The sequence below is a fragment of the Massilia sp. YIM B02763 genome, from assembly GCF_030412015.1.
Classification (GTDB): Bacteria; Pseudomonadota; Gammaproteobacteria; order Burkholderiales; family Burkholderiaceae_D; genus Telluria.
The window spans coordinates 19,446-42,012 of the sequence record NZ_JASNRD010000025.1 but is presented as its reverse complement, the minus strand read 5'-3'; the positions used below and the strand labels follow the sequence as shown (position 1 = coordinate 42,012).

Below are 22,567 nucleotides of genomic sequence, written 5' to 3'. Positions count from 1 at the left end.
TGATGGCAGCCGTTTGCATCGAACGGAGACATCAAGGAATGCCATCGAAATTCACTATCGCGCTGGCCGCCGGCCTGCTGGTGCTCGGCGCGCAGGCCCAGGGACAGGAACAGGTGGTGCGCATCGGCGTGAGCGGCCCGCTGTCCGGCGCCAACGCCTTCGCCGGCAAGGACAACGAGAACGGCGTGCGCCTCGCGGTCGAGGAACTCAACGCCCAGAAGATCAAGGCCGGCGGCAAGACCCTGCGCTTCGAGCTGCTGTCCGAGGACGACCAGGGCGATCCGAAGGCCGGCGTGAACGTCGCCCAGAAATTCGCCGACGCCGGCGTCAAGTTCGTGCTCGGCCCCTACAACTCGGGCGTGGCGATTCCCGCATCGCGCGTCTACAACGATGCCGGCATCCTGATGTCGACCGTGGGCACCAGCCCCAAGATCACGCAGGCGCGCTACCCGAACGTGTTCCGCATCGTGGCCAGCGACACGCAGGTCGGCGCCTCGATGGCCTCGTACGCCGCCAAGGAGCTCAAGATCAGGAAGGTCGGCGTGATCGACGACCGCACCGCCTTCGGCCAGGGCATCGCCGACGAGTTCGCGCGCCAGGCGCGCAGCTCGGGCCTGTCCGTCGCCGGCCGCCAGTTCACCACCGACAAGGCCAGCGATTTCTCCGCCATCCTGACCGCCTTCCGCGCCCAGAAGGTCGATGCGATCTTCTACGGCGGCTACGCGCCCCAGGGCGCCCCGATGGCGCGCCAGATGAAGCAGCTCGGCATGGCGAACGTGCGCCTGCTCGGCGGCGACACGCTGTGCAGCCCCGAGATGGCCAAGCTGGGCGGCGATGCCGTCGGCGACAACATCCTGTGCGCCCAGGCCGGCGCCATGCTCGACAAGCAGCCCGGCGGCGCCGCGTTCAAGGCCCGCTACAAGCAGCGCTTCCAGCGCGACCCGGACGTGTACGCGCCGGCCTTCTACGACCAGGCCATGTTCATCGGCCGCGCCATCAAGGATGCGGGCGCGGTCGACGCGGCCGCCGTGTCGAAGGCGCTGCACACGACCAGCTACCAGGGCGTGGCCGGCACCTACGGCTACGACGAAGGCGGCAACCTGAAAAAGACGGCCGTGACGGTCTATACCTTCAAGGGCGGCCAGCTGGCGCCCCTGGCGAGCTATTGAACACAGCCTGGTAAAGACTGGGCATGCTGGCGGCACCCGGGTATGCTGGGCGCCGCCATTTCTTTTCCCCGAGAGCACATCGACACATGACACACCTCCTGAAGCTCGGCGCGATCGCCTGCGCCGCCATGATCGCCTGCGCCCCTGCCGGCGCCGCCGAAGCCGCAAAGGCCGCCAAGCCTGCGGCAGCAAAGCCCGCCGCCGGCGCCGCCTCGAAGGCGCTGAACAAACTGGCCGACGACTACTGGGACGCGCTGGCCCGCTTCGACCCCGTATCGGCCGGCGAAAGCGGCGACAACCGCTTCGCCGACCAGATCGGCATGTCGATCGCGCCGCAACAGCGCGCCGCGCAGTTCGCGCTGTACAAGGACTACCTGAAGCGCCTGCATGCGATCCCGCGCGCCGGTCTCGCGCAGCGCGACCAGACCAGCTGGGACATCCTCGACTATGAACTGCGTACGGCGCTGCGCTTCGAGCCCTTCCCCGAGCACCTGCTGCCCATCAACCAGATGGACAGCCTGCCGGTGACCTTGGCGAACTACGCCAGCGGCCAGGGCGCGCAATCGCTGACGAACGCCAAGGGTTACCAGGACTACCTGAGCCGCCTGTCGCAGCTCGGTCCGTGGATCGACCAGGCCATCGCCAATATGCGCGAAGGCATGCGGCGCGGCGTGGTGCAGCCGAAGGCGATCATGCAGTCCGCCCTGCCGCAGTTCAAGCAGCTGGTGGCCGCCAGGCCGGAAGACAGCATCTACTATGCTCCGGTGAAGAACTTCCCGGCCGGCGTGAGCGATGCGGACAAGAAGCTGCTGACGGAACGCTACCGCGTCGTGATCGAGTCCAAGCTGAACCCCGCGCTGCAGCGCCTGGCCGACTTCCTGGAGAAGGAATACATCCCGGCCTGCCGTACCAGCACCGGCTGGAGCGCGCTGCCGCAGGGGATGGACTGGTACCTGGTGCGCGTGGCCAGCCAGACCACGACCGACCTGCGGCCCGAGCAGATCCACCAGACGGGCCTGAAGGAAGTCGCGCGCATCCAGGGCGAGTACGCGCGCATCGGCCCGAAGATGGGTTACACGGGTCCGGCCGCCGGCCTGCCGACCTGGGTGTCGGAACAGGCGAAATACAAGCCGTTCAAGACGGACACGGAAGTCATCGACGTCTACCGCCACCTGGACGGCGTGCTCGAGACCAAGCTGCCGGCCCTGTTCACGCTGCGCCCGAAGACGCCGCTCGACCTGCGCCTGGAACCGGAACTGTCGCGCGCGACGGCATCCGACCACTACACGCCGCCGGCCGTCGACGGCTCGCGTCCCGGCGTGTTCTGGTCCGTGGTGAACGACCCCGCGCAGTACGGCAGCACCGGCATGGTCACGCTGTTCCTGCATGAAGGCAAACCGGGCCACCACTTCCACATCGCGCTGATGCAGGAGCTGGGCCTGCCGAACTTCCGCAAGTTCGGCGGCAACAACGCCTTCACCGAAGGCTGGGCGCTGTACGCCGAGACGCTGGGCCGCGAGATGGGCCTGTTCGACAAGCCGGAGGATTATTTCGGCCACCTGAACGACGAAATGCTGCGCGCCGTGCGCCTGGTCGTCGACACGGGCATGCACGCCAAGGGCTGGACGCGCGAGCAGTCGATCCAGTACATGCGCGAGACCCTGGGCTATCCGGAATCGATCGCGCGCAGCGAGACCGAGCGCTACATGGCATGGCCGGGCCAGGCGCTGGGCTACAAGATCGGCGCCCTGAAGATCCAGGAACTGCGCCGCCGCGCCGAGACGGCGCTGGGCAGCAAGTTCAGCCTGCCGAAGTTCCACGAGATCGTGCTGGGCGAGGGCACGCTGCCGCTGGAGCTGCTGGAGAAGAAGGTCGACCGCTGGATCGCCGCGAGCAAATGACGTGGCAACCGGGGCGGCCTCCGGTTCTCAGGGACAGGTCGCCTCGGTGTCGTACCCCAGCGGCACGTAGTAATCCGCATAGGGCTTCCGGTCGCGCAGCGCGCGATACAGGCGCATGTGGATGCCTTCGATGCCCAGGCACTGGCGCACGAATACGGGCTTTGCGCCCTGCGCCAGCGTGATTTCCCACGTGTCACGCCCGCGCTTGCGCACTGCGGTCATGCCTGTCAGGCCGAACGCGATGTCGCCAGGCTGCGCGCCAGCCTGCGCGTTCGCCGCGCCCTTGCCGGCCAGGTAGCCGGAATAGGCAAGGATCTTCTCGTCCTTGTCCGGATCGCCGTACAGCACCTCGGACATACTGCCGGCCTTCGGCTTCGCCACCCGGGCACCCGGCTTCGCGCCGACATGAAAACAGCAATCGATCTTCGCCTTCGGCTGCGTGAGCACGTACGGCATCTCGGCACCGGCAGCCACGCCGCCCACAGTGGAGTGCAGCGTGGGACTGCCTTCCTGGCGCATGTCGACCACGTAGAAGGCGGGCGGTTGGGCCACGGGTTTGGCCGCAGGTTCGGCCGAAGGTTCGGCTGAGTAAGCGGCCTGGCAGGACAGCGCGAGCGCGAGGAGGAGGGATCGTTTCATCGGTCGTGGGCGAGCATGGGTGGAGGGCAGAATATGCCCAAGCCGCATCGGCCTGTCCAGCCCATCCTTCGCACGGCTTTTTGGCGCCGCGTGAAAATCGGTGAGTTTTCCAGGGAGAAAAATTCGGCATACTGCCCGTTGGCCGGCGGCCGCCGGCATCGATATCGACAACAATCCACAACGGGGAATCATGGCAACGCGCATCGCACTGAAACACAAGGAATCCGGCATCGTGAAGGACGGTTACTACGGCTTTTCCTGGACCACCCTCTTCTTCGGCTTCTTTCCCGCGCTGTTCCGCTCGGACTTCATCACCTTCATCGGCGGCTTCGTGATCTGGGCCATCATCGGCTTCATGACCTTCGGCATCGGTTCCTTCTTCGTCGGCTTCGTCTGGGCCTTCATGTACAACAAGTACTACACCCGCAAGCTGATCGAACGCGGCTACGTGCTGGCCGGCTCGGACGCCGACAATACCCTGGCCGCGTCGGCGCTGGGGGTCGCGCTGCCGGCGGCCGTCGCCATCTGACCCGCCAGGCCACGTGAAAACCGGGACACGCGGGTCCCGGTTTTTTTTCGCCTCAAGGGTGCGGCACGATCCGCCACGTAGCACGCCGGGACCGGCCCATCGTTTTCATTGCGTAGCCATCGCTTTGCGCGCCAGGTCGCGCTCCACGACCCGCAGGAAGGTATCGACCGACCAATCGAGGTCGTTCACGGAGATCGCCGGCAGGTAGACCTCGCCGTTGGCGCGCGCCCGGTTCACGTAGACCTTGTTCGGCACGATGACCGTGGCCAGTCCCGAGGCCACCTTCTGGTAGCGCACTTCCATATAGGTCGAGTCGGCCGCGCTCGGCGCGCCGACCAGGACGGTGTTGGAGAATTGCGTGAACACGTCGAGCGCATCGAGGCAGGCGCTGGCGCACTGGCCGGGCACGACGACGTACACGGGCCGTGTGAACGGCGGCGGATCGGTGGGCAGGTCGGCACGCGGATCGCCCGCGCCGCCAGCCGACGCATCTTTCTTTTCGACGTAGAACTTGTCGCCGCGCGCCAGCGCCGCCTGCATGCCGGCGCTAATGTGCCGCACCCATTCCACGGCATCGGCCTGCCGTTCCCTGGTCAGTTCGTCGACCAGCTTCCGGACGTGTTCCACGTTGCCGGGCGAGGCGCGCCACCAGACTTCGGTCCTGGCCGAGCGCGCGTCCATGCGCCGCTTGACGCGTCCCTCCCCCCACAGCGCCGCGGCCAGGTCGCGGCTCCAGAACGAGGAGCCGCCCTGGTTCTGGCGCAGGTCGATCACGACCGCATCCGCCGCCAGGAAGCGCCCGCGGTCGGCGGCGATGTCGCGGTTGATGGCGCGGTAGGTCTCGCGCTGCTTCTCGTCGGGGTGGAAGCTCGGCATCGCGATCCAGTACAGGCCCTTGCGCGGTTCGCTCATGCCCGCGTCCAGCGTCCGGCCGTTATACGTCGCCTCGCGCCAGCGCCCGGTCTGCTCGTCCCACGGTTTCCAGGCGATGTCCTGGGCGTAGGTCTTGCCGTCCAGGGCGAACTCGCAGTGCGCGGGCAGCTGGATGAAGGGGTTGCCGAAGTCGAAGAACAGGTTCCTGCTGCGGCTCCACCAGCGCCCCGGTTCGCCGATGCGGCCGTCGAACGCGAACACATTGTCCTCGAGGAGCCGCTTGACCGGCTTGCCGTCACAGCCCAGCACCTGCGAACCCGGCTTGGGCCCGTCCGGTTCGGACGCCGCCACGAACATGCCTGTTTCGCGCCACACGACGACGAAACCGGGCCAGCGCGCCGGCGCCTCCACGCCGGCCGGGAGCGTGGGCACCATGCCCGCGTGCCCGTCGCCGATGGCGGCATTGAAGCGCAGCAGCGCGGCGCTGTATGCGCCCGGGCCATCCACCTTCTGCGCCAGCGCCAGTCCTTCCTGCCGCGCCTTGTCGAGGTTCGCGGCGAAGGCGGGATTGCCGGGATCGAACATCCCCGGATGGTTGTCGCGCGTGATGCGCACGCCTTCCTCGATGTCCTGGATGGCGGCCTGGCGCCACTCGGCGGGCGTGCGCGGGGAAGCCGCCTGCGCCTGCGCGCCGACGGAGAAGGCAAGCAGCGCGAGGCCGGCCATGCCGGCGTGCAGCGCACGAAAAGCGCGATTGCTCATGGACTCCTCCAGGCCATCATTCGTCAAAAGTTGTCAAATGATAAGGTCTGGAGGAGCCAAGATCACGCTTTTTTCGATGCATACCTCACGTGCCGGGCACGATCCGCCACATCACGCCGCCCGCGTCGTCCAGCACCAGCAGCGCGCCGTCGGCGGCCACCGTCACCGCCGTCGGACGGCCCCAGACGTCGCGGTCGCTCAGCACCATGCCCGTCATGAAGTCCTGGTACCGGCCCGTCGGCACGCCGTCCTTCATCATCACGCGCACCACCTTGTAGCCGGTGCGGATGCCGCGGTTCCAGGAGCCGTGCAGCGCGACGAAGACGTCGCCTTCGTACTCCTTCGGGAAGGCGTGCTTCGCGCCCGCAGGAGCCTGGTACACGGCCATGCCCAGCGGCGCCGAGTGGGCCTGGATCAGCGTGTCGGGCACGATCGCCTTGTCCTTCAAATCGGGACGGATGCCTTTCAGGCGCGGATCCTCGTGGGCCCCCAGGTAATACCACGGCCAGCCGTAGAAGCCGCCCTGCTTGACGCGCGTGACGTAGTCCGGCGGCAGGTTGTCGCCCAGCTCGTCGCGCTCGTTCACGCTGCAGAACAGGTCGCCCGTGGCCGGGTGCACGAACATGCCCACACAGTTGCGCAGGCCGGTAGCGTAGGTGCGGCGGTTCTTGCCGTCCGGGTCGAACGCGAGCACGGCGGCGCGGTCCGTTTCCTCGCCCCAGGCACCGCCCAGGCCGTGGACCTTTTCCCATTGCGCCAGCGGCTGCGGCGGCGTGGCGCCGATGCCCGCCGCCACGTTGGTGGCCGAGCCCACCGACAGCAGCATGGTCTTGTCGTCCTTCGAGAACGCCAGCGTGCGCGTGGTGTGGCCGCCGCTGGTGTCGCTGATCTTCTCGACGACCATTTCCTGCTTGCCGCGCGCCTTCAGGTCGCCCACGGCGAACGGGAAGCGCACGACCGAATCGACGTTGGCGACGTACAGGTACTTCGGATTCGCGGCCGGCCACAGCGCCAGGCCGTAGGGGCGCGACAGGCCCGTCGCGAACACGTTGGCCGTGCCGGCCTGCTCGCCGTTCGGACGCAGGATCGTGATGCGGTCGCGGCCCGTGTCGGCCAGGATGATGTCGCCGTTGGGCGCGCGCAGCGCGTAGCGCGCCCGGGCCGTGTCGTCGGCGAAGATGGAGACCTTGAAGCCCTTGGGCACGGCCGGCATGGCGCCGTCCGGCCGCTTCGCCACCTTCGGGCCGTTGCCGGCGCTGTCCGTGCCGTAGGGCGCGACCAGCTGGTCGACCGTGATGTGGTGCAGGTCGCCCGGCTTGTCCTCGGTCCAGGCGCCGTCCTTGGCGGCCGTCTTCGCCCCGGCCACCGGCGCGGCCGCGGCCACTTGCCCGCGCTGCGTGCCCAGCCAGTCGATGACGGCGGCGCGCTGCTTCGCGTCCGCGATCCCGATCGGCATCGTGGTGCCCGGCACGTCCTTGCCGGGGTCGCGCAGGAAGGTATCGAGTTCTTCCTTCGTCCAGGTCTTGCCGGCGGCGCCCGCCTTGGCCAGTGCCGCGCTGTAGTTGTAGCCGGCCACGCTGGCCGCCTTGCGTCCGACCACGTTGAACAAGCCCGGGCCGGCGCGCGAACCGAGCTTGCTGTCGATCGTGTGGCAGCTCGCGCAGTTCTGCTCGAAATACGTCTGGCCGGCCGGCGCCGCGAGCACGCCTCCTGTGGACAGCGCCAATCCAGCCAGCGCGACGATGTTTTTCTTGTTCATGCTCCCCCTCTCCTCGGTATGTCTCAATCGATCATGAAGACCGGATAGCGGTTCCACTCCGGCTCGCGCCAGCGCGCGCAGTGGGCGAAGATGAAGTCGAGCACGGCGCCCTGGTCCTTCAGCAGCTCCGGGTTCGCCGCCTTCCAGGCGTCGAACTTCGCGGCCAGTTCCGGCTCGGCGGCCAGCAGGCGCTCGGCCTCGTCCTCGAACACATAGTCGGAATACGCTTCCTTCTTTTCCAGCACGCTGTTGAAGAAGCCCCAGCGGAAGAAGCTGTCGTGGGCCTGCGGCTCCAGCGTCTCGACGGCGTAGCGCGCATTGTCCTGGTCCAGCGGCACGAGGTAGTCGCCGGCGCGGATCGTCACCGTCTCGCGGCCGCGCTCGAGCTGCACGTCGTCGTGGAACATATGGCCCTCGTAGGCGCGGGCGCGCGAGCTGACGGAGGCGATGCGGTACACCGACACCTCCTGCTGGCGCTCGGCGTCCACGCGCTCCAGCTTGACGCCGTTCCACTGCAGGCGCTCGATCGCTTCGCGCCACTGCTGCGGCACGACGTAGGCGCGCGGCGCCGGCACCGTGATGTCGGCCGGGAAGCGGTTGTAGTAGGCGATGTCGCGCTCGAACGGGGCGCTGCGGTCGTAGTACAGGCGCTGGTAGTCGCCCAGCCTGCTGGCCTTGTACTTGGCTGCATAGCCCTTGAAGCGGAAGGACGACGGGTTCGCCTCGTCCATCGCCCAGTGAATCGGCCATTCGCGGCGGATGCGGCCATGCGCCTTGGCCGCCTGGCGCAGCGCGACGATCCGCTCGCCATGCGCGACGGTGAAGTCGAGCGCCGTCTCGACCAGCGTGCGCATCGACGCGTAGCGGTCGGCGAAGGGTTTCAGCATATGCGTCTCGGGCATGAAGCCGATCGTGTCGTGCAGCGCCGCGTAGCCGGTCGAGAACCTTGCCGTTTCCAGGAATTCGGCGATGCCGTCGTCGGGGCTGTCCTTGACGGGGTTCACGTACGGGCAGGTCGGCCAGCCGCGCTTGTCCATCTCGGCGTACATGAACGGCAGCATGGTGTCGCGCAGGAAGACGCCGAGGTCGCCGCCCAGCTTGTCCGCCTGGGTGTGGATCAGCGTCATCGTGTAGCTGTAGTCGGCGCCGTTCGAGGTGTGCGTGTCGACCATCACGTCCGGATCCCAGGCCGTAAACAGTTTATTGAAGGTCTGGGCCGTCAGCGTATCGCACTTGACGAAGTCGCGGTTCAGGTCGAGGTGGCGGCTGTTGCCGCGGAAGCCGAACGCTTCCGGGCCGTCCTGGTTCACGCGCGAGGTATTCGCGCGGTTGAAGGCGCCGTCGACGTTGTACAGGGGGACGAACAGGAACACGGTCTTGCCCAGCCCCGCCAGGCGCTCCGGCTGCTGGCAGAAGTCGCGCACCAGCGCCATGCAGGCGTCGACGCCTTCCGGCTCGCCCGGGTGGATGCCGTTGTTGTTGAAGAAGACGGGACGCCCTTCCCGCTTGATCTGCTCGCGCTCGAACACGCCGTCCGCCGAGACGACGCCCGCATGGATCGGCACGCCGGCATCCGAGGTGCCGACGACGCCGAAGCGCAGCACGTTCGGATACTGGAGGGCGAGATCTTCGTACCAGGCGATGCAATCGGCCCAGGTGGTGGTCTGGTTCTGGTTGCCCTTCTCGAAAGGCGTGGTCAAGGCGTTGAGCATGATGTTCCGTGAATGATGGTGGTATTGCCGAGGACAGTAATTTAACCCGGTTTCGGCGCCAGCGGCAGCGTGATCGCCACCAGCGTGCCTTCGCCCGGCGCGGACTGCACGCGGATGCTGCCGCCCAGCGCATGCACGCGCTCGCGCATGCCGATGATGCCGATGCCTTCGGACGCGACGGCCGGGTCGAACCCGTCGCCGTCGTCCTGCACCTCGATGTGCAGGACGCCTTCGTCTTCGGACAGGGCCAGGTCGACTCTTGCGAAGCCGGCGTTCGAATGCTTCATCACGTTCGACAGCGCTTCCTGCACGATGCGGTAGGCGGAAATGGCCAGCTCGTTGCCGATCCTGGCGAAGTCGCCATGCGAATCGAACTCGAACAGCAAGCCCGCGCTGCGGTAGTGGTTGACCATTTCCTCGACGGCGCCGTGCAGGCCCAGCATGTCCAGCACCTCGGGGCGCAGGCGCCGCACCAGGCGGCGGCCGTTGGCGTACAGGTCGAGCGCGAGCCGGGTGATGGATTGCGCCTTGGCGGCGATCTGCTCCAGGTCCGCCGCCGGTTCGGATGCGGCTGCGGATGCCGCGCGCGTGGCCAGGTGCTGGATCGTCTGCGATTCCAGGCGCACGGCGATCAGGGAGGCATTCAGTTCGTCATGGATCTCGACGGCGATGCTCTTCCGCTCGTCCTCGATGATGTTGTTGACCTTCTGGATCAGCTTGCGCTTGTCGGCGTCGGCGCGCAGCGCCTCGTTGCGCGAGGCGAGCAGGTCGCGCGTACGCTCCGCCACCTTGTTCTCCAGGTCCTTCTTGGATTCGTCCAGCGCCACCGACATCTCGCCGATCGACGCCTGCAGCTCCCCGACCTCGCCGCCCGTCGTCACCAGCAGCTCGACGCGATAGTGGCCGCCGCGGATCCGGCGCAGCGTGGCGATCGCCTCGCGCAGGGGCACGATCAGGCTGCGCGCCAGCACCCAGGCCAGCAGGCCGCTGCCGAGCAGGGCCAGCGCCGCCATCGCCAGCTCGATGCGGAAGCGCCGCAGCTGCCGGGCCAGCATGTTCGTCGGCGACATCGTCACGCGCACCTGGCCGACGACCTCGCTCGTCAACGTGGGCGGGCGCGTGTCGCTGGAAGCCGAGACGTGCGGGGTGCCGTTGTCGGAAAACAGGTTGATCCAGATGACCTGCTTGCGGATCGTGGCGACGAAGGCGCGGCCCTCGGCCTCGACCGGGTGTTCGGACACCACCGCGATGACGTTCCTGCCGTTGACGTCGACCACATCGACGCGGTAGACGCTGCTGTCCGACTGCACCAGGCCGTTGATCGTCAGGCGCAGGTCGGCCAGGTTGCCGGAGATGACGTTGTACTCGCTCGTCACGGCCAGCGCGCGCGCCAGGATGGTGCCGCGCTCGGCCAGCTCCTCGTCCACCTGGGCGCGGTGCGCATACCAGGAATACCAGACGAAGGATGTGAACAGCAGCGCCACCGGCAGCATGGTGATGAAGGCCATGCGCAGGCCGATGCTCCAGCCGCGCCAGAACTGCCAGCGCCGCTGCCGGTACCGATGCGCGACGTTCATGGCTTGCGCGCCGGCGCCGGCCGCGCGAAGGCGCGCACGGCGTCGGACACCTCGACGTCGAGCGAGCGCGCCACGCCCTCGTTGACGATGGTGCGGAAGTAGCGCGGGAACTGCGGCGCCGGCAGCGTGCCGCTGGCGACGTAATCCGCGACGATTTCCTCGACCTGGGCGTCGATGTCCTCGATCTCGGAATAGGTCGTGGCGAGCGCCCCGGCCTTGACCATGTCGCTGGAAAAGCCGATCACGCCCTGCTTGTGGCGGTAGGTCGAGAGCAGGATGTTGCGGAAGTTCTCGGCGTTGTAGACGCTGCTGTCGGGCAGCGCCAGCAGCGCGTCGGTCTGGGCGATCTGGCCCAGCAGGCGGTTGATGTCGCCGTCCCTCCCGGCATCCAGCACGGCGACGCGGTTCGCGCCTTCGCCGGCCGCCAGCACGGGCTTCAGGAAGGCCGTGCCCGGACCGAGCAGCGTGGCCACGCGCACGGGCCGGCGGTACAGCAGCGCGGCCAGGCGCAGCTGGTCGGCGGGCGCCGGTTCCGCATATACGGCCGTGACGGCGGCCGCGCGTTCCGGCGGCAGCGTGGCGAGGATCGCACGCACGACCTGGCTGGACGTGAAGGTCGAGATCACGACGCAGTCGCAGCGGCGCGCGGCCACGTCGCGCAGCGCATCCGGCCCGATGGCGACGTACAGCATGCGCCGGCGCTGGGCCAGTTCGGTGCGGAAGACGGAAAAGATGGGGACCAGGCGCCGCGTCAGGTCGTCGACGATGCGGCGGGTGACGGCGCTGTCGTCGTCGGTGGTGACGATTTCGAAGCGAAAGCCGGGGGTGGGGTCGGGCCTGGCGGCGTGGGCCGGCGTTGCGAGGGCAAGTACTGTCGCGACGACGGCGAGTAAATTGGGTCCCTGCCTGCGCAGGGACGACGGCCTTTGAGTCGGCGCCACGAATGACACGTCGTCCCTGCGCAGGAAGGGACCCAATTTCGCCAACCGGAGCACGCGGCGCAGCACGTGAGAATCAGCCGATCAGGGCTCGATCAAGCCATGCTTCACCGCCAGCTTGGTGATGTAGGCCTGCCGGTGCACCCCCAGCTTTTCCTTCACCGCCTGGCTGATGTTGCTGATGGTCTTGGTCGACAGGTCCAGCCGTTCCGCGATCTCCGCATTGGTCAGCCCTTCGGCCATCAGCTTGAAGATCTCCAGGCTGCGTTCGTCCAGCTGCGACTGCGGCGAGACGTCGCCGCGCACGGCCAGGCTGGCCAGGCGCTCCGCGATCTGGGGCAGGAAATACAGCTTGCCCGCATGCGCGTGGCGCACGGCGTCGGCCAGGTCGGCCGGGTCGCAATCCTTGGTCACGAAGGCGTGGGCGCCGAGGCGGTAGGTTTCCTTGATCAGGCTGTCCTGGTCGAACTGGCTGAGGAAAACGATCTTCGCCTTCGGGTCCGCCTTGAGGATGTTCTGGGCCGCGTCCATGCCCGTGAGCTCGGTGCCGAAACGGATGTCGAGCACGGCAACGTCGGGCTTCGTTTCCTCGTACATCGCCAGCGCCTCGCTCGGCGTCCTGGCCTGGCCGACGACTTCCATGCCCTGGGCGCCCAGCGACATGGCAAAGCCCTGCATCACGATCGGGTGGTCGTCCGCCAGCATGATGCGGATCGCTTGGTCTTTCTGCACTTGGTGTTCTCCCGTGGTTCGCTTCGTCCTTTGCCACAAGCTGGCAGCGGGACTTGCCCGTAGGCGGTACGTGGCATGCGTTGATTATTTCATACAACGGCACGGGGCGCGACTTCCCGATTCCCACCGGAGGCACCGCAGGAATGATGGACTACCAAGAAAACCCTTTGCGAACTTCCAATACATGGCATATATTACTTCCAACGGATGGCAATATCGTTTCTCTCGTATCCCTTTCCCGGTAACGACAAGGAGGATGACCATGCAGTTTTCCCATACCAACCAGCCGGGCGGCAGCCGGTTCGGCAAGTTCGCCGTCGTGGCGGGCCTGCACGCGGCGCTCGCCATCCTGTTCGTCCAGGGCCTGGACATGAAGAAGCTGCCGCTGCCCGTACCGGACGGCATCGACGTCACGTTCAAGGCCGAACCGGTAACGCCGCCGCCGCCACCTCCCGAACCGCCGCATCCCGTACCGCAGACGGCGCCGCCCAGGCTGTTCGTGCCGCCGGTCGAGATTCCCGTGGCACCGCCGCCCGACCCGGCTCCCGTGCGGGCCACGACGGCGGAACCGGCGCCGCAGCCGGCCACGCCGGCGCAACAGCCCGTGGCGGACGCGCCGCCCGCGGCGAAGCCGGCAGCGCAGACAGGTACCATCCGCAGCGCCGTCTTCGCCGACGCCAATGCCTGCACCCTGCCCGCCTATCCGACCCGCGCGCTGCGCAACGGCGACGCCGGCACCACCACGCTGGCGCTGCTGGTGGGCGTGGATGGCCGCGTGACGTCGGCGCGCGTCGAACGTTCCAGCGGCTCGCGCGACCTGGACCAGGCCGCGATCCACGCGCTCAGCCTGTGCACCTTCAAGCCCGCGCTGAACAACGGCGTGGCCGAAGCCGGATGGGCGCGCCTCGCCTATGTCTGGACACTCGACTGAGCTGTTGAAGAAACCCCTGTAGCCAGTTTTGCCCGCCTCCCCCTCGGCGGGCTTTTTTTGCCTGTCATGCGATACAAGGAGGTGCGCGATGCGCCAGGATCCCGCTTTGCCCGGCCACGCCGGACCCACGCTGTTCGCGATCGCGGCCGCGATCGCGCTGGCCCTGCTGGCCGGCTGGCTCGCCTTGCGTCCGGCCGCCGTACCGGTACCGGACGGTCCGCCCGCTTCCGGCTTTGCCGCCGGCCGGGCGCTGGTCCACGTCCACGCGCTGGCGCAGGCGCCGCGCCCCGCCGGCAGCAAGGCCAATGCGCGCGCCCGCGACTACCTGGTCGCGCAGGTCCGCGCCCTCGGCCTGGAACCGGAGATCCAGACGGCGATGGCGCAGGCGGCATCGGCCGACATGATGGCGAACGTGCGCGTCACGCTGGCCGAGGCGCGCAACATCGTCGTGCGCAAGCCCGGCACCGCGCGCACCAATGGTCCGCGCCAGATGGTGCTGGCCAGCAGCCGCTACGATTCCAGCGCCGGCTCTCCCGGTGCCGCCGACGGCGCGGCCGGCGCGGCCACGCTGCTGGAAGCGCTGCGCGTGCTGCAGGCCGGCCCGCCGCTGGACAACGACATCGTGTTCGTCTTCACCGATGCGGATGCCGACGGACTGGCGCTGGGCACGCGCGCCTTCGCCGAATCGCATCCGTGGGCGAAGCGGGTGCGCGTGGCGCTGCGCTTCGACCATGCGGGCAACCGCGGCCTGCCGGCGCTGGTCGATGCCGGGGCCGCCGACGGCTTCGCGCTGCAGGCGTGGGCGCATCTGGCGCCCGAGCCGCGCGGTTCCTCGTTCATGGCGGAGCTGCTGCAAGGCCTGCCGCAACGCAGCGCGGCGCGGGCACTGGCGGCGACGGGCGCCGCCACCCTGCAGTTCGCCACGATCGACGGCACGCTGGGCTGGGACGGCATGCACGACGTGCCGCAGCAGCTGTCCGCCGACAGCCTGCAGCATGAAGGCGAGACGGTGCTCGCCCTGCTGCGCCACTTCGGCAATGCCCGTCTGCCGGCGGCGGGCAGCCGCGGCCAGGTGTTCTTTTCCCTGCCCTTCGTCGGCCAGGTGCACTATCCGGTGTGGTGGGTGTGGCCGCTGACCGTGCTGGCCTGCGCACTGAACGTGGCCGCATGCCGTATCGCCGTGCGGCGCCTCGGCATCGCCGGCAGCGATATCGTGCACGGCATGTTCGGCTTCGCGTTCATGACGGCCCTGGCGATCTTCCTCACCTGGCTATGCCGCGAAATGCTGACCGGCCTGCAGTGGCGCTGGGACGCGGACCACCTGGCTGGAGACGGCGGCCTGCGCTGGCAAGCCTGGGCCTTTGTCCTGCTGCCGGCCGCGCTGTTCGCCATATTGCAGCGACGGCTGCTCGCGCGCCTGGATGGCGCGTGCCTGGCGCTGGGCGCGATGCTGGCGGCGAACGTCGCGCTGCTGGCCGTGAGCTACGGCGCCCCGGGCGCCAGCTACGTGCTGGCCTGGCCCTTGCTGGCGGCCCAGGCGGCGTGGCTGGCGCTGGCAGCACGGCGCCTGCAGGCGTGGCCGCCCGTGCGGCGCACGGCGCTGCTGGCGCTCGCGGCCGTGCCGGCGCTCGTGCTGATCGTGCCGGCCGCCGTCGACAGCGCCGCCTGGCTGTCGCCGCGCTGGCTGCTGCTGCCCGCGCTGCTCGCCTGCCTGCTGCTGGCGCTGTGCAGCATGCTGCTGGCGCAGGTGAAGGCGGCTCTCGTCGCGGCGCCGCTGCTGCTGGCGGGCGGCGCCTGCGTCGGGATGGCCTATGCCGCGCATCCGGTCCCGCCCGAGCTGCCCGTGCCGAACCGCCTGCTGTACCTGAAGGACACGCCAAGCTGGCAGGCGTTCTGGATCCATCCGGCCGGCCCCGTCGACGCCTGGACCAAGAGCGTCTTCCCGAATGCGCTGCAGCCCTACGTGATGCCCTACACCTTCGGCGCCGACAGCGACCCCGTTTGGTATGGCCTGGCGCGGCGCGACGACACGATCTTCTATCCCTACCTGCTCATCGAGAAGGACGACCGGCGCGGCGACGTGCGCCGCGTCGAATTCCTGCTGCGCTCGAAGAACAGCGCGCCCGACCTCGTACTGCGCCTGAGCGGCGCCGACACGCTGCGTACCAGCGTCAACGGGCGCGTGCTCACCGACCGCCGCTACCGCGGCTGGCAGGCGACGCTGCACGGCATGGGCGAACGCGAGCTGCGCTTTGCCATCGAGCTGGTCGGCGACCCGGCCTTCACGATCTTCGTGCAGGAGCGCATTCCCGGCCTGCCGGCGGGACTGCCGCCGCGGCCGGACGACATGCGCCCGCGCCTGCTGCCCGGGAGCGGCACCACGATGACGGTCGACATCCTGCGCTTTCCCTGATTTCGGGTCGCCCGGCAAGGCGGATGCCCTACAATGCAGGCGCACTGTCGCATCCACCAACCTGCAGGATTCCATGCACAAGATCGTTTCCTCGGCACTCGCGGCCAGCATCGCGCTGGCCTTCTCCCTTCCCGCCGGCGCGGCCGCGCCCGGCCAGGCCGCCACGGTCCAGGAGGCGCCGCTGCGCGCCCACCTGGCCTTCCTCTCGTCCGACCTGCTCGAAGGCCGCGGCACGGGCCAGCGCGGCGGCGACCTGACCGTCAGCTACCTCGAGACCCAGGCGCTGGCCGTGGGCCTGAAGCCGGCCAACGGCAACAGCTACCGCCAGAGCGTGCGCATCGCCGGCGTCAAGGCGCTGCCGCAGGAAAGCTCGGTCGCGCTGGTCGCGGGCGGCAAGCCGCTGGCGCTCGCCTTCGGCAAGGACTGGGTATGGGCGCCGGGCGACGCCCAGGCCGAGCACAACCTGGATGCGGAACTGGTCTTCGTCGGCTACGGCATCGCGGCGCCGGAAGAAGGGGGCTGGGACGACTACAAGGGAATGGACGTGAAGGGCAAGGTGCTCGTCATGCTGGTCAACGATCCGGCGCCGACCACGGCGGAACCGAACCGCTTCGCCGGCAAGGGCCTGACCTACTACGGCCGCTGGACCTATAAATTCGAGGAAGCCGCGCGCCGCGGCGCCGCCGGCGTCCTGCTGGTCCACACCGACGCATCGGCCTCCTATGGCTGGGGCGTGGTGCACAACAGCTGGACCGCCGAGCGCTTCCAGCTGGCCGACGCCGACCTCGGCTCCGGCATGCAGGGCTGGATGACCGACGCGACGGCGCGCGCCTTGTTCGCCGCCGCCGGCCAGGACCTCGACAAGCTGCGCATCGCCGCCGAGGACAAGTCGTTCAAGCCGGTGACGCTGGACGCGCGCGTGCAGGGCCAGGAAAAGGCCGCCGTGCGCACGCTGGAACAGTTCAACGTGGCCGGCGTCGTGCCGGGCACGGACCCGAAGCTGAAGAACGAAGTCGTGATCTACAGCGCGCACTGGGACCACCTGGGCAAGCAGGAAAGCAGTGACAAACCCGGAGGCGACACGATCTACAACGGCGCCGTCGACAACGCCTCGGGCACGGCGGGCCTGCTGGCCATGGCCCAGGAAGCGGCAAGGCATCCGGCCAAGCGCAGCCAGATGTTCCTGTGGGTCGCGGCCGAGGAACAGGGCCTGCTGGGCAGCGCGGCCTACGCCGCCAAGCCGCTGTGGCCACTCGATAAGACGGCGGCGGCGCTGAACCTGGACAGCCTGAACTTCGTCGGCGCGGCCCGGGACATCGGCGTGCAGGGCAGCGAGCGCAGCAGCCTGGCGGCAACGGCGGCGACGGTCGCCAAGGCGATGCAGCTGAACGTGGCGGCCGCGCGTCCCGACCTGGGCGGCGGCTACTTCCGCAGCGACCACTTCAGCTTCGCCAAGGCCGGCGTGCCCGCGTTCTCGATCTCGGGCGGCCGCGACTGGGTCACGAACAAGGACGCGAACGACGCCAAGCAGAAGGCCTACGGCGCGCGCTACCACCAGGCCAACGACGAATACGACGCGAGCTGGGATCTGGCGGGCATGGTGCAGCAGGCGCAGTTCACGCTGAACCTGGGACGCGCGGTGGCGGACGCGCCGGCGATGCCGGCGTGGAAGGCGGGGGATCAGTTCGGGAAGGTGCGGGAGGGGGCAAAATAAAACCCGTCCGCTCATATACCACCGTCGTCCCCGCGCAGGCGGGGATCCAATGTTGCTGGCGCGGTCGAAATGCGTGCAGAAATTGGGTCCCCGCCTGCGCGGGGACGACGGTGGCGTACGCAGGGACGACAGCGGCGACTTTCACGTCGCCGGCTTGCGCTCCCCCGCCGCCGCCAGGATCTGCGCCAGCTTCCCGATCTCCACCGGCTTGACCAGGTGATGATCGAAGCCCGCCTGGCGCGACAGTTCGCGGTCGCGCTGCTGGCCGTAGCCCGTCAGCGCGACGTGGACGGCGTCGGCGTGGCGCGGATCGCGGCGCAGGCGGCGCACGAGTTCATAGCCCGTCATGTCGGGCAGGCCGATGTCGAGGATGAAGACTTCGGTGTCGGTGGCGCCCGCGGCCTTCAGCGTGCTCGATGCATCCTCGTACACGTGCACCGTGTGGCCGTGCGCGCGCAGCAGCACGGCCAGCGAGTGGGCGGCGTCGCCGTTGTCGTCGACGATGGTCACGGACAAGGGACGCGCTTCGTCGCCGCCTTCTCCCGTGCGCACGACCTGGCCCACTTCTGCCTGCGCCACCGGCAGCGTCACCGTCATCGTGGTGCCGCGCTGGGGGCCGTCGCTGTGGGCGGCTACCTTCCCGTTGTGCATGCGGACGATGCTCTTCACCAGCGCCAGGCCGATGCCGAGTCCGCCCTGCGAGCGGTCCGGCGCGCGGTCGGCCTGGGTGAACAGGTCGAACACATGCGGCAGCAGCTGGGCGTCGATGCCGCTGCCGTTGTCGCGCACGACCACTTCCGCGGACACGCCGTCGTTGATCACGGCGATCGCGATCTTGCCGCCCTGCGGCGTGTACTTGGCCGAGTTGTTGAGCAGGTTGACCAGCACCTGGATCAGGCGCGTGCGGTCGCCCTCGACCGGCACCGGATCCGGCGGCAGCTCCACGGACAGGGTATGCAAGCGTTCCTCGACGTGCGGACGCGCCTGCTCGACGGCGGCCATGGCGACCTTGTTCAGGTCGAGCACCTCGTTCTCCAGCTTNGCTCCACGGACAGGGTATGCAAGCGTTCCTCGACGTGCGGACGCGCCTGCTCGACGGCGGCCATGGCGACCTTGTTCAGGTCGAGCACCTCGTTCTCCAGCTTGACCAGGCCGCGCGTGACGCGCGAGACGTCCAGCAGGTCGTCGACCAGTTCCGTCATGTGGCGCACCTGGCGCGAGATGATGTTGCTGGCCTTCAGGCGCAGGCCCTCGTTCACTTCCGGCAGGCGCAGGAGCTGGGCCGCGCTGGTGATCGGCGCCAGCGGATTGCGCAGCTCGTGCGCCAGCATGGCCAGGAACTCGTCCTTCATCTTGTTGTGGCGCTCGGCCTCGGAACGGGCGGCGCGCTCGGACGCGAGCAGCTGTTCGCGCTCCTGCGCCAGCGTCTCGCTCGCGTTCCTGGTCAATTCCAGCTGGCGCGTCTCGTCGCGCACCGCGTGCTCGGCGCGCATGCGGCGCAGCGCATCCCAGGTGCGGTGCGCGGCGTCTTCCACGATGCGCATTTCCTCGCCGCCCCAGTGCTGCGGCGCCGTCTCGTGCAGGAACAGCAGCGCCTCCAGGCGCCCGTTGTCCATCAGGGGCACGGCGATCCCGGCGGCGATGCCGAGGGCGCGCCAGCGCTGGGGATCGACGACACGCGCATCCTGCGACACGTCGACCGTCCACACCGTCTCGCCGGCATGCAGGCGCCCTTCCTGGCCGAAGCACAGCATGCCCAGCGGGACGACGGCATCCGGATGCCCGGCATCGTCGCCGCCGGCACGGTCGACGTGCACGACGGCCCCGCCGCTGGCCTGGTCGATGACGGCGTAGCCGATGCGAGCACCTTCGAAATAGGTGCCGATGCACGCAACCGCCGCGCGTTGCAGCGCCAGCGGATCGGCCGCGCCGCGCAGCGCGTCGGCCAGCGCCAGCTGCAACGCCTGGCGCCGTTCGGCACGGTGGCTGGCGGTGGTGTCGAGGAAGGTGGCGAGCACGCCGCCGACACTGCCGTCGTCGCGGTAGACGGGGCTGTACGAATAGGTAAAGCAGCGTTTCTCGGGATAGCCGTGCAGGTTCATCTGCAGGCATTGCCCGCTGCCGCCGACCGGCTCGCCCTGGCGTACGCGCGCGAACAGCGGGGCGACGTCAGGCCACAGCTCGGGCCAGATCTCGCGCAGGTCGCAACCCAGCGCGCGCGTCTTGTTGACCAGCAGCGGCGTGCAGGCGTCGTTGAAGAACTGGATGCAGTCCACGCCCCAGGTCAGGTGCATGGGCAGCTGGCAATCGAGGAGCGTGCGGATGGCGTGCTTCAGGCCGCAAGGCCAGGTGGTCACTGGGCCGGCACTGGTCGTCTCCCAGGGGAACTCGCGCATTTGCCGCTCCATGGCGCCAGTCGTGAGGTGCGGAGCGTCGTCGGACGCGAGGTCGATGGGCCAGGGCATGATGTAGTTCTTGGAATGATGGCAGCGATGTGATGCCTAGTTTCCATGATACAGCATTGTTAAATGTATGCACGCGCAATGTGTTCCAGCAGGCGCCGTCCGGCTGCAACGATCTGCGGGTCGCGGCGGAACTGGGCCCGCACGATCATCCCTTCCACGCACAGCATCGCCTCCTGCGCCGCCAGTGCGGGTTCGTTCAGGCCCAGCCGCACGGCGACGTCGGCCAGGTAGTCTTCCAGCGCCTGCTTGTGGACGATGGCCTGCCGCAGGTGCAGGCCCTCCTCGACGGCGCCCGTCTCGGCCACGGCGTTGATGAAGGCGCAGCCGCGGAAATCGTCCTGCGCGAACCACTCGCCCAGCGCATCGGCCACCGCGCCCAGTTCCGCACGCTCAGCCAGGCGGGCCTCGACGGCGCCGCTGAACCAGCCCATCCAGTGGTCGTGGCGCCAGACGAGGAAGGCGGCGATCAAGTCGTTTTTCGACGGGAAATGGCGGTACAGCGACATCTTGGCCACGCCGGACTCGGCGATGATGCGATCGATGCCGGTGGCGCGCAGGCCGTCGCGGTAGAACAGGCGCTTGGCGGTGTCGAGGATGCGCTCGCGCGCGGAAGGCTGGGGCATGAGGTATCGACGTGACGTGATGCGGAACTCCAGTGTGACAGACAGACCTGTATAGCGCAACCTCTCATTGCTGAGAGCTTGGCCGCGCCGCGATGACGTCTACGATACAGGTCTGTCTACCTATCAAAGAAAGGAAACGCCATGTCAGACATCGAAAGCCGCCCGCCGCTGCCGCCGTTCACCCGCGAGAGCGCAATCCAGAAGGTACGCCTGGCCGAAGACGGCTGGAACAGCCGCAACCCGGAAAAGGTCTCGCTGGCCTACACGCCGGACAGCCGCTGGCGCAACCGCGCGGAATTCGTCAACGGCCGCGCCGAGATCGTGCAGTTCCTGGACCGCAAATGGAAGAAGGAGCTGGACTACCGCCTGATCAAGGAATTGTGGGCGGTTGAAGGCAACCGCATCGCCGTGCGCTACGCCTACGAATGGCACGACGATTCCGGCAACTGGTTCCGGACCTTCGGCAACGAGAACTGGGAATTCGACGAGCACGGCCTGATGCAGCGCCGCTATGCCTGCCTGAACGACATGCCCATCAAGGAGTCGGAGCGCAAGTTCCACTGGCCGCTGGGACGGCGTCCGGACGACCACCCGGGGCTGTCGGACCTCGGATTGTGATGCAGGACTGTGATGAAGGGGCGTCCGGCCACGCGGACGCCCTTGGTGGATTTACTGGATCACGCCGCAGGCGATGCGGTCGCCGCCGCCGCCCAGCGGTTTCGGCTGGTCCGAGTAATTGTCGCCGCCGGCGTGGATCATGAGGGCCTTGCCCTTCACGTCGGCCAGCTTCGTCAGGCGCGGCGCCGTCACCGCGACGGTGGCCGTGCCATCGCCGCCCACGACCAGCGGCGGCAGGTCGCCCAGGTGGCCATCGCCGGTCGGACCGGCATGGTGCTTGGTGGCCTGCGGGTCGAAGTGGCCGCCGGCGGCGCCCGCCGCGACCTTCTTGCCGTCCTTTTCGTTGGCGCCGCAGTTGCCCATCTCGTGCACGTGATAGCCGTGCGGACCGGCCGGCAGGTCGGTGAGCTTGGGCGTGAACACGAGGCCTTTCGGCGATTCGGTGATCGTCACGTTGCCGATCATCTTGCCGGTGCCGTCCGGCGTCACGAGCGTCATGAGCGCTTGCAGCTTCTCGGCCGATTGGGCCGCCGCGCCGGCGGCAGCGGTGGCGAGGGCGCAGGCCAGCAGGGCGCCGAGGGTTTTAGTCATCATGCCGTCTCCTTTCAGGGGTCTTCAGGTTGAGGATGTGGGGGCGGCTCTAGTGTATTCGATTGCAATGATGCGTGTCGGACATCATGTTCCTCGTTCGTCGCCGCAATGCCATCAACATGAACACTATCATATGATGACAATACCCTTTCTTTGTGACACTATCGTCATTGCAATTTAACCTTGTCGAATTAAACCTGGTCGGGAGGTCCGATGAGCAAACCCTTCGCACGCATGGGCGATCGCACGAGTCATGGCGGGACGGTCATTACTGGCGACATGACGTGGGAAATCCACGGAAAGGCTGTCGCACGGGTCGGCGACCTGACAGTTTGCCCGAAATGCAAAGGCATCTTTGCCATTACAACCGGCGCCGAGGATACGATGGGTTTTGGTCAGGCAGCCGCGCGCGATGGCGACAAGACCGCCTGCGGAGCGACCATCGTCACCTCCCAAATCACGACATGGTGGGACAACCATACCGATACCGGCACAGCGTCCTCCCCTACCGAAAACCTCCAGGTCAGTGCCAAGGCGATAGCGCAGGAAGCGCCCTCGATCTGCCTCGACTGCCTTGCACAGGCTGCGGCTGCAGGCTCCTCCATGGTTGTCCGAAGCTGA

19 protein-coding genes are annotated in these 22,567 nt (G+C 68.2%); 8 read left to right on the top strand and 11 right to left on the bottom strand.

The window, feature by feature from the left end:
* Nucleotides 1-38 precede the first annotated feature (38 nt).
* Nucleotides 39-1,169, top strand: a complete 1,131-nt coding sequence (locus QPK32_RS23230) for a branched-chain amino acid ABC transporter substrate-binding protein (protein WP_290415157.1) — start codon at nucleotides 39-41, stop codon at nucleotides 1,167-1,169.
* Between the two features lie 86 nt (nucleotides 1,170-1,255).
* Entirely contained in the window at nucleotides 1,256-3,070 is a 1,815-nt protein-coding gene (locus tag QPK32_RS23225; protein ID WP_290415156.1) for a DUF885 family protein, read from the top strand.
* 27 nt (nucleotides 3,071-3,097) lie between these two features.
* Here the strand turns inward: QPK32_RS23225 and QPK32_RS23220 are convergent, their stop codons facing one another.
* Nucleotides 3,098-3,709, bottom strand: coding sequence for a hypothetical protein (locus tag QPK32_RS23220; RefSeq protein ID WP_290415155.1), 612 nt, complete (start codon nucleotides 3,707-3,709; stop codon nucleotides 3,098-3,100).
* 190 nt (nucleotides 3,710-3,899) lie between these two features.
* Between QPK32_RS23220 and QPK32_RS23215 the strand changes: the two genes are divergently transcribed.
* Nucleotides 3,900-4,238: a hypothetical protein gene (locus QPK32_RS23215; protein WP_290415154.1), complete on the top strand. Its 339-nt coding sequence runs from the start codon at nucleotides 3,900-3,902 to the stop codon at nucleotides 4,236-4,238.
* 105 nt (nucleotides 4,239-4,343) lie between these two features.
* On the opposite strand, the gene QPK32_RS23210 is transcribed toward QPK32_RS23215, so the two are convergent.
* From QPK32_RS23210 to QPK32_RS23185, 6 genes are all read right to left on the bottom strand, one after another.
* Complete coding sequence (locus QPK32_RS23210; RefSeq protein WP_290415153.1) at nucleotides 4,344-5,873, bottom strand: S41 family peptidase; 1,530 nt, start codon at nucleotides 5,871-5,873, stop codon at nucleotides 4,344-4,346.
* 85 nt (nucleotides 5,874-5,958) lie between these two features.
* Nucleotides 5,959-7,632 carry a PQQ-dependent sugar dehydrogenase gene (locus QPK32_RS23205; protein WP_290415152.1) on the bottom strand — a complete coding sequence of 558 codons (1,674 nt, stop codon included), beginning with the start codon at nucleotides 7,630-7,632 and terminating at the stop codon, nucleotides 5,959-5,961.
* A 23-nt stretch (nucleotides 7,633-7,655) separates the two neighbouring features.
* Nucleotides 7,656-9,344 carry a M14 family zinc carboxypeptidase gene (locus QPK32_RS23200; protein WP_290415151.1) on the bottom strand — a complete coding sequence of 563 codons (1,689 nt, stop codon included), beginning with the start codon at nucleotides 9,342-9,344 and terminating at the stop codon, nucleotides 7,656-7,658.
* Between the two features lie 41 nt (nucleotides 9,345-9,385).
* Entirely contained in the window at nucleotides 9,386-10,921 is a 1,536-nt protein-coding gene (locus tag QPK32_RS23195; protein WP_290415150.1) for an ATP-binding protein, read from the bottom strand.
* Nucleotides 10,918-11,862 carry a hypothetical protein gene (locus QPK32_RS23190; protein ID WP_290415149.1) on the bottom strand — a complete coding sequence of 315 codons (945 nt, stop codon included), beginning with the start codon at nucleotides 11,860-11,862 and terminating at the stop codon, nucleotides 10,918-10,920. The genes QPK32_RS23195 and QPK32_RS23190 overlap by 4 nt, the downstream gene beginning before the upstream one ends.
* Nucleotides 11,863-11,943: 81 nt before the next feature.
* Nucleotides 11,944-12,591 carry a response regulator transcription factor gene (locus QPK32_RS23185; protein ID WP_290415148.1) on the bottom strand — a complete coding sequence of 216 codons (648 nt, stop codon included), beginning with the start codon at nucleotides 12,589-12,591 and terminating at the stop codon, nucleotides 11,944-11,946.
* A gap of 262 nt (nucleotides 12,592-12,853) precedes the next feature.
* Here QPK32_RS23185 and QPK32_RS23180 point away from each other — a divergent pair, with 262 nt between their 5' ends.
* The 3 genes from QPK32_RS23180 to QPK32_RS23170 all read left to right on the top strand — a co-directional run bounded on the left by QPK32_RS23180 (nucleotide 12,854) and on the right by QPK32_RS23170 (nucleotide 17,649).
* Nucleotides 12,854-13,522 carry an energy transducer TonB gene (locus QPK32_RS23180; protein WP_290415147.1) on the top strand — a complete coding sequence of 223 codons (669 nt, stop codon included), beginning with the start codon at nucleotides 12,854-12,856 and terminating at the stop codon, nucleotides 13,520-13,522.
* Between the two features lie 88 nt (nucleotides 13,523-13,610).
* Nucleotides 13,611-15,935, top strand: coding sequence for a M28 family peptidase (locus QPK32_RS23175; protein ID WP_290415146.1), 2,325 nt, complete (start codon nucleotides 13,611-13,613; stop codon nucleotides 15,933-15,935).
* Between the two features lie 73 nt (nucleotides 15,936-16,008).
* The gene (locus tag QPK32_RS23170; RefSeq protein WP_290415145.1) at nucleotides 16,009-17,649 is read left to right on the top strand and encodes a M28 family peptidase; all 1,641 of its coding nucleotides are present in this window, start codon (nucleotides 16,009-16,011) and stop codon (nucleotides 17,647-17,649) included.
* A gap of 141 nt (nucleotides 17,650-17,790) precedes the next feature.
* On the opposite strand, the gene QPK32_RS23165 is transcribed toward QPK32_RS23170, so the two are convergent.
* From QPK32_RS23165 to QPK32_RS23155, 3 genes are all read right to left on the bottom strand, one after another.
* Nucleotides 17,791-18,675, bottom strand: coding sequence for an ATP-binding protein (locus QPK32_RS23165; RefSeq protein WP_290415144.1), 885 nt, complete (start codon nucleotides 18,673-18,675; stop codon nucleotides 17,791-17,793).
* A complete protein-coding gene (locus QPK32_RS23160; RefSeq protein WP_290415143.1) occupies nucleotides 18,663-20,114 on the bottom strand; it encodes a GAF domain-containing sensor histidine kinase in 1,452 nt (483 codons plus the stop codon). Before QPK32_RS23160 ends, QPK32_RS23165 begins: the two co-directional genes overlap by 13 nt.
* Before the next feature lie 59 nt (nucleotides 20,115-20,173).
* Nucleotides 20,174-20,737, bottom strand: coding sequence for a TetR/AcrR family transcriptional regulator (locus tag QPK32_RS23155; RefSeq protein ID WP_290415142.1), 564 nt, complete (start codon nucleotides 20,735-20,737; stop codon nucleotides 20,174-20,176).
* 141 nt (nucleotides 20,738-20,878) lie between these two features.
* Here QPK32_RS23155 and QPK32_RS23150 point away from each other — a divergent pair, with 141 nt between their 5' ends.
* Nucleotides 20,879-21,355, top strand: a complete 477-nt coding sequence (locus QPK32_RS23150; RefSeq protein WP_290415141.1) for a nuclear transport factor 2 family protein — start codon at nucleotides 20,879-20,881, stop codon at nucleotides 21,353-21,355.
* Between the two features lie 51 nt (nucleotides 21,356-21,406).
* Here QPK32_RS23150 and sodC read toward each other — a convergent pair whose 3' ends face one another.
* A complete protein-coding gene (sodC, locus tag QPK32_RS23145; protein ID WP_308632656.1) occupies nucleotides 21,407-21,949 on the bottom strand; it encodes a superoxide dismutase [Cu-Zn] SodC in 543 nt (180 codons plus the stop codon).
* 210 nt (nucleotides 21,950-22,159) lie between these two features.
* Here sodC and QPK32_RS23140 point away from each other — a divergent pair, with 210 nt between their 5' ends.
* A complete protein-coding gene (locus QPK32_RS23140; RefSeq protein WP_290415140.1) occupies nucleotides 22,160-22,567 on the top strand; it encodes a PAAR domain-containing protein in 408 nt (135 codons plus the stop codon).

What these genes read in the sequence shown, in the direction of transcription:
- QPK32_RS23210 (WP_290415153.1), bottom strand. Translation starts at nt 5,873, where the DNA reads ATGAGCAATCGCGCTTTTCGTGCGCTGCACGCCGGCATGGCCGGCCTC.
- QPK32_RS23230 (WP_290415157.1), top strand. Translation starts at nt 39, where the DNA reads ATGCCATCGAAATTCACTATCGCGCTGGCCGCCGGCCTGCTGGTGCTC.
- QPK32_RS23215 (WP_290415154.1), top strand. Translation starts at nt 3,900, where the DNA reads ATGGCAACGCGCATCGCACTGAAACACAAGGAATCCGGCATCGTGAAG.
- QPK32_RS23170 (WP_290415145.1), top strand. Translation starts at nt 16,009, where the DNA reads ATGCACAAGATCGTTTCCTCGGCACTCGCGGCCAGCATCGCGCTGGCC.
- QPK32_RS23175 (WP_290415146.1), top strand. Translation starts at nt 13,611, where the DNA reads ATGCGCCAGGATCCCGCTTTGCCCGGCCACGCCGGACCCACGCTGTTC.
- QPK32_RS23150 (WP_290415141.1), top strand. Translation starts at nt 20,879, where the DNA reads ATGTCAGACATCGAAAGCCGCCCGCCGCTGCCGCCGTTCACCCGCGAG.
- QPK32_RS23155 (WP_290415142.1), bottom strand. Translation starts at nt 20,737, where the DNA reads ATGCCCCAGCCTTCCGCGCGCGAGCGCATCCTCGACACCGCCAAGCGC.
- QPK32_RS23225 (WP_290415156.1), top strand. Translation starts at nt 1,256, where the DNA reads ATGACACACCTCCTGAAGCTCGGCGCGATCGCCTGCGCCGCCATGATC.
- QPK32_RS23220 (WP_290415155.1), bottom strand. Translation starts at nt 3,709, where the DNA reads ATGAAACGATCCCTCCTCCTCGCGCTCGCGCTGTCCTGCCAGGCCGCT.
- QPK32_RS23140 (WP_290415140.1), top strand. Translation starts at nt 22,160, where the DNA reads ATGAGCAAACCCTTCGCACGCATGGGCGATCGCACGAGTCATGGCGGG.
- sodC (WP_308632656.1), bottom strand. Translation starts at nt 21,949, where the DNA reads ATGATGACTAAAACCCTCGGCGCCCTGCTGGCCTGCGCCCTCGCCACC.
- QPK32_RS23180 (WP_290415147.1), top strand. Translation starts at nt 12,854, where the DNA reads ATGCAGTTTTCCCATACCAACCAGCCGGGCGGCAGCCGGTTCGGCAAG.
- QPK32_RS23200 (WP_290415151.1), bottom strand. Translation starts at nt 9,344, where the DNA reads ATGCTCAACGCCTTGACCACGCCTTTCGAGAAGGGCAACCAGAACCAG.
- QPK32_RS23195 (WP_290415150.1), bottom strand. Translation starts at nt 10,921, where the DNA reads ATGAACGTCGCGCATCGGTACCGGCAGCGGCGCTGGCAGTTCTGGCGC.
- QPK32_RS23205 (WP_290415152.1), bottom strand. Translation starts at nt 7,632, where the DNA reads ATGAACAAGAAAAACATCGTCGCGCTGGCTGGATTGGCGCTGTCCACA.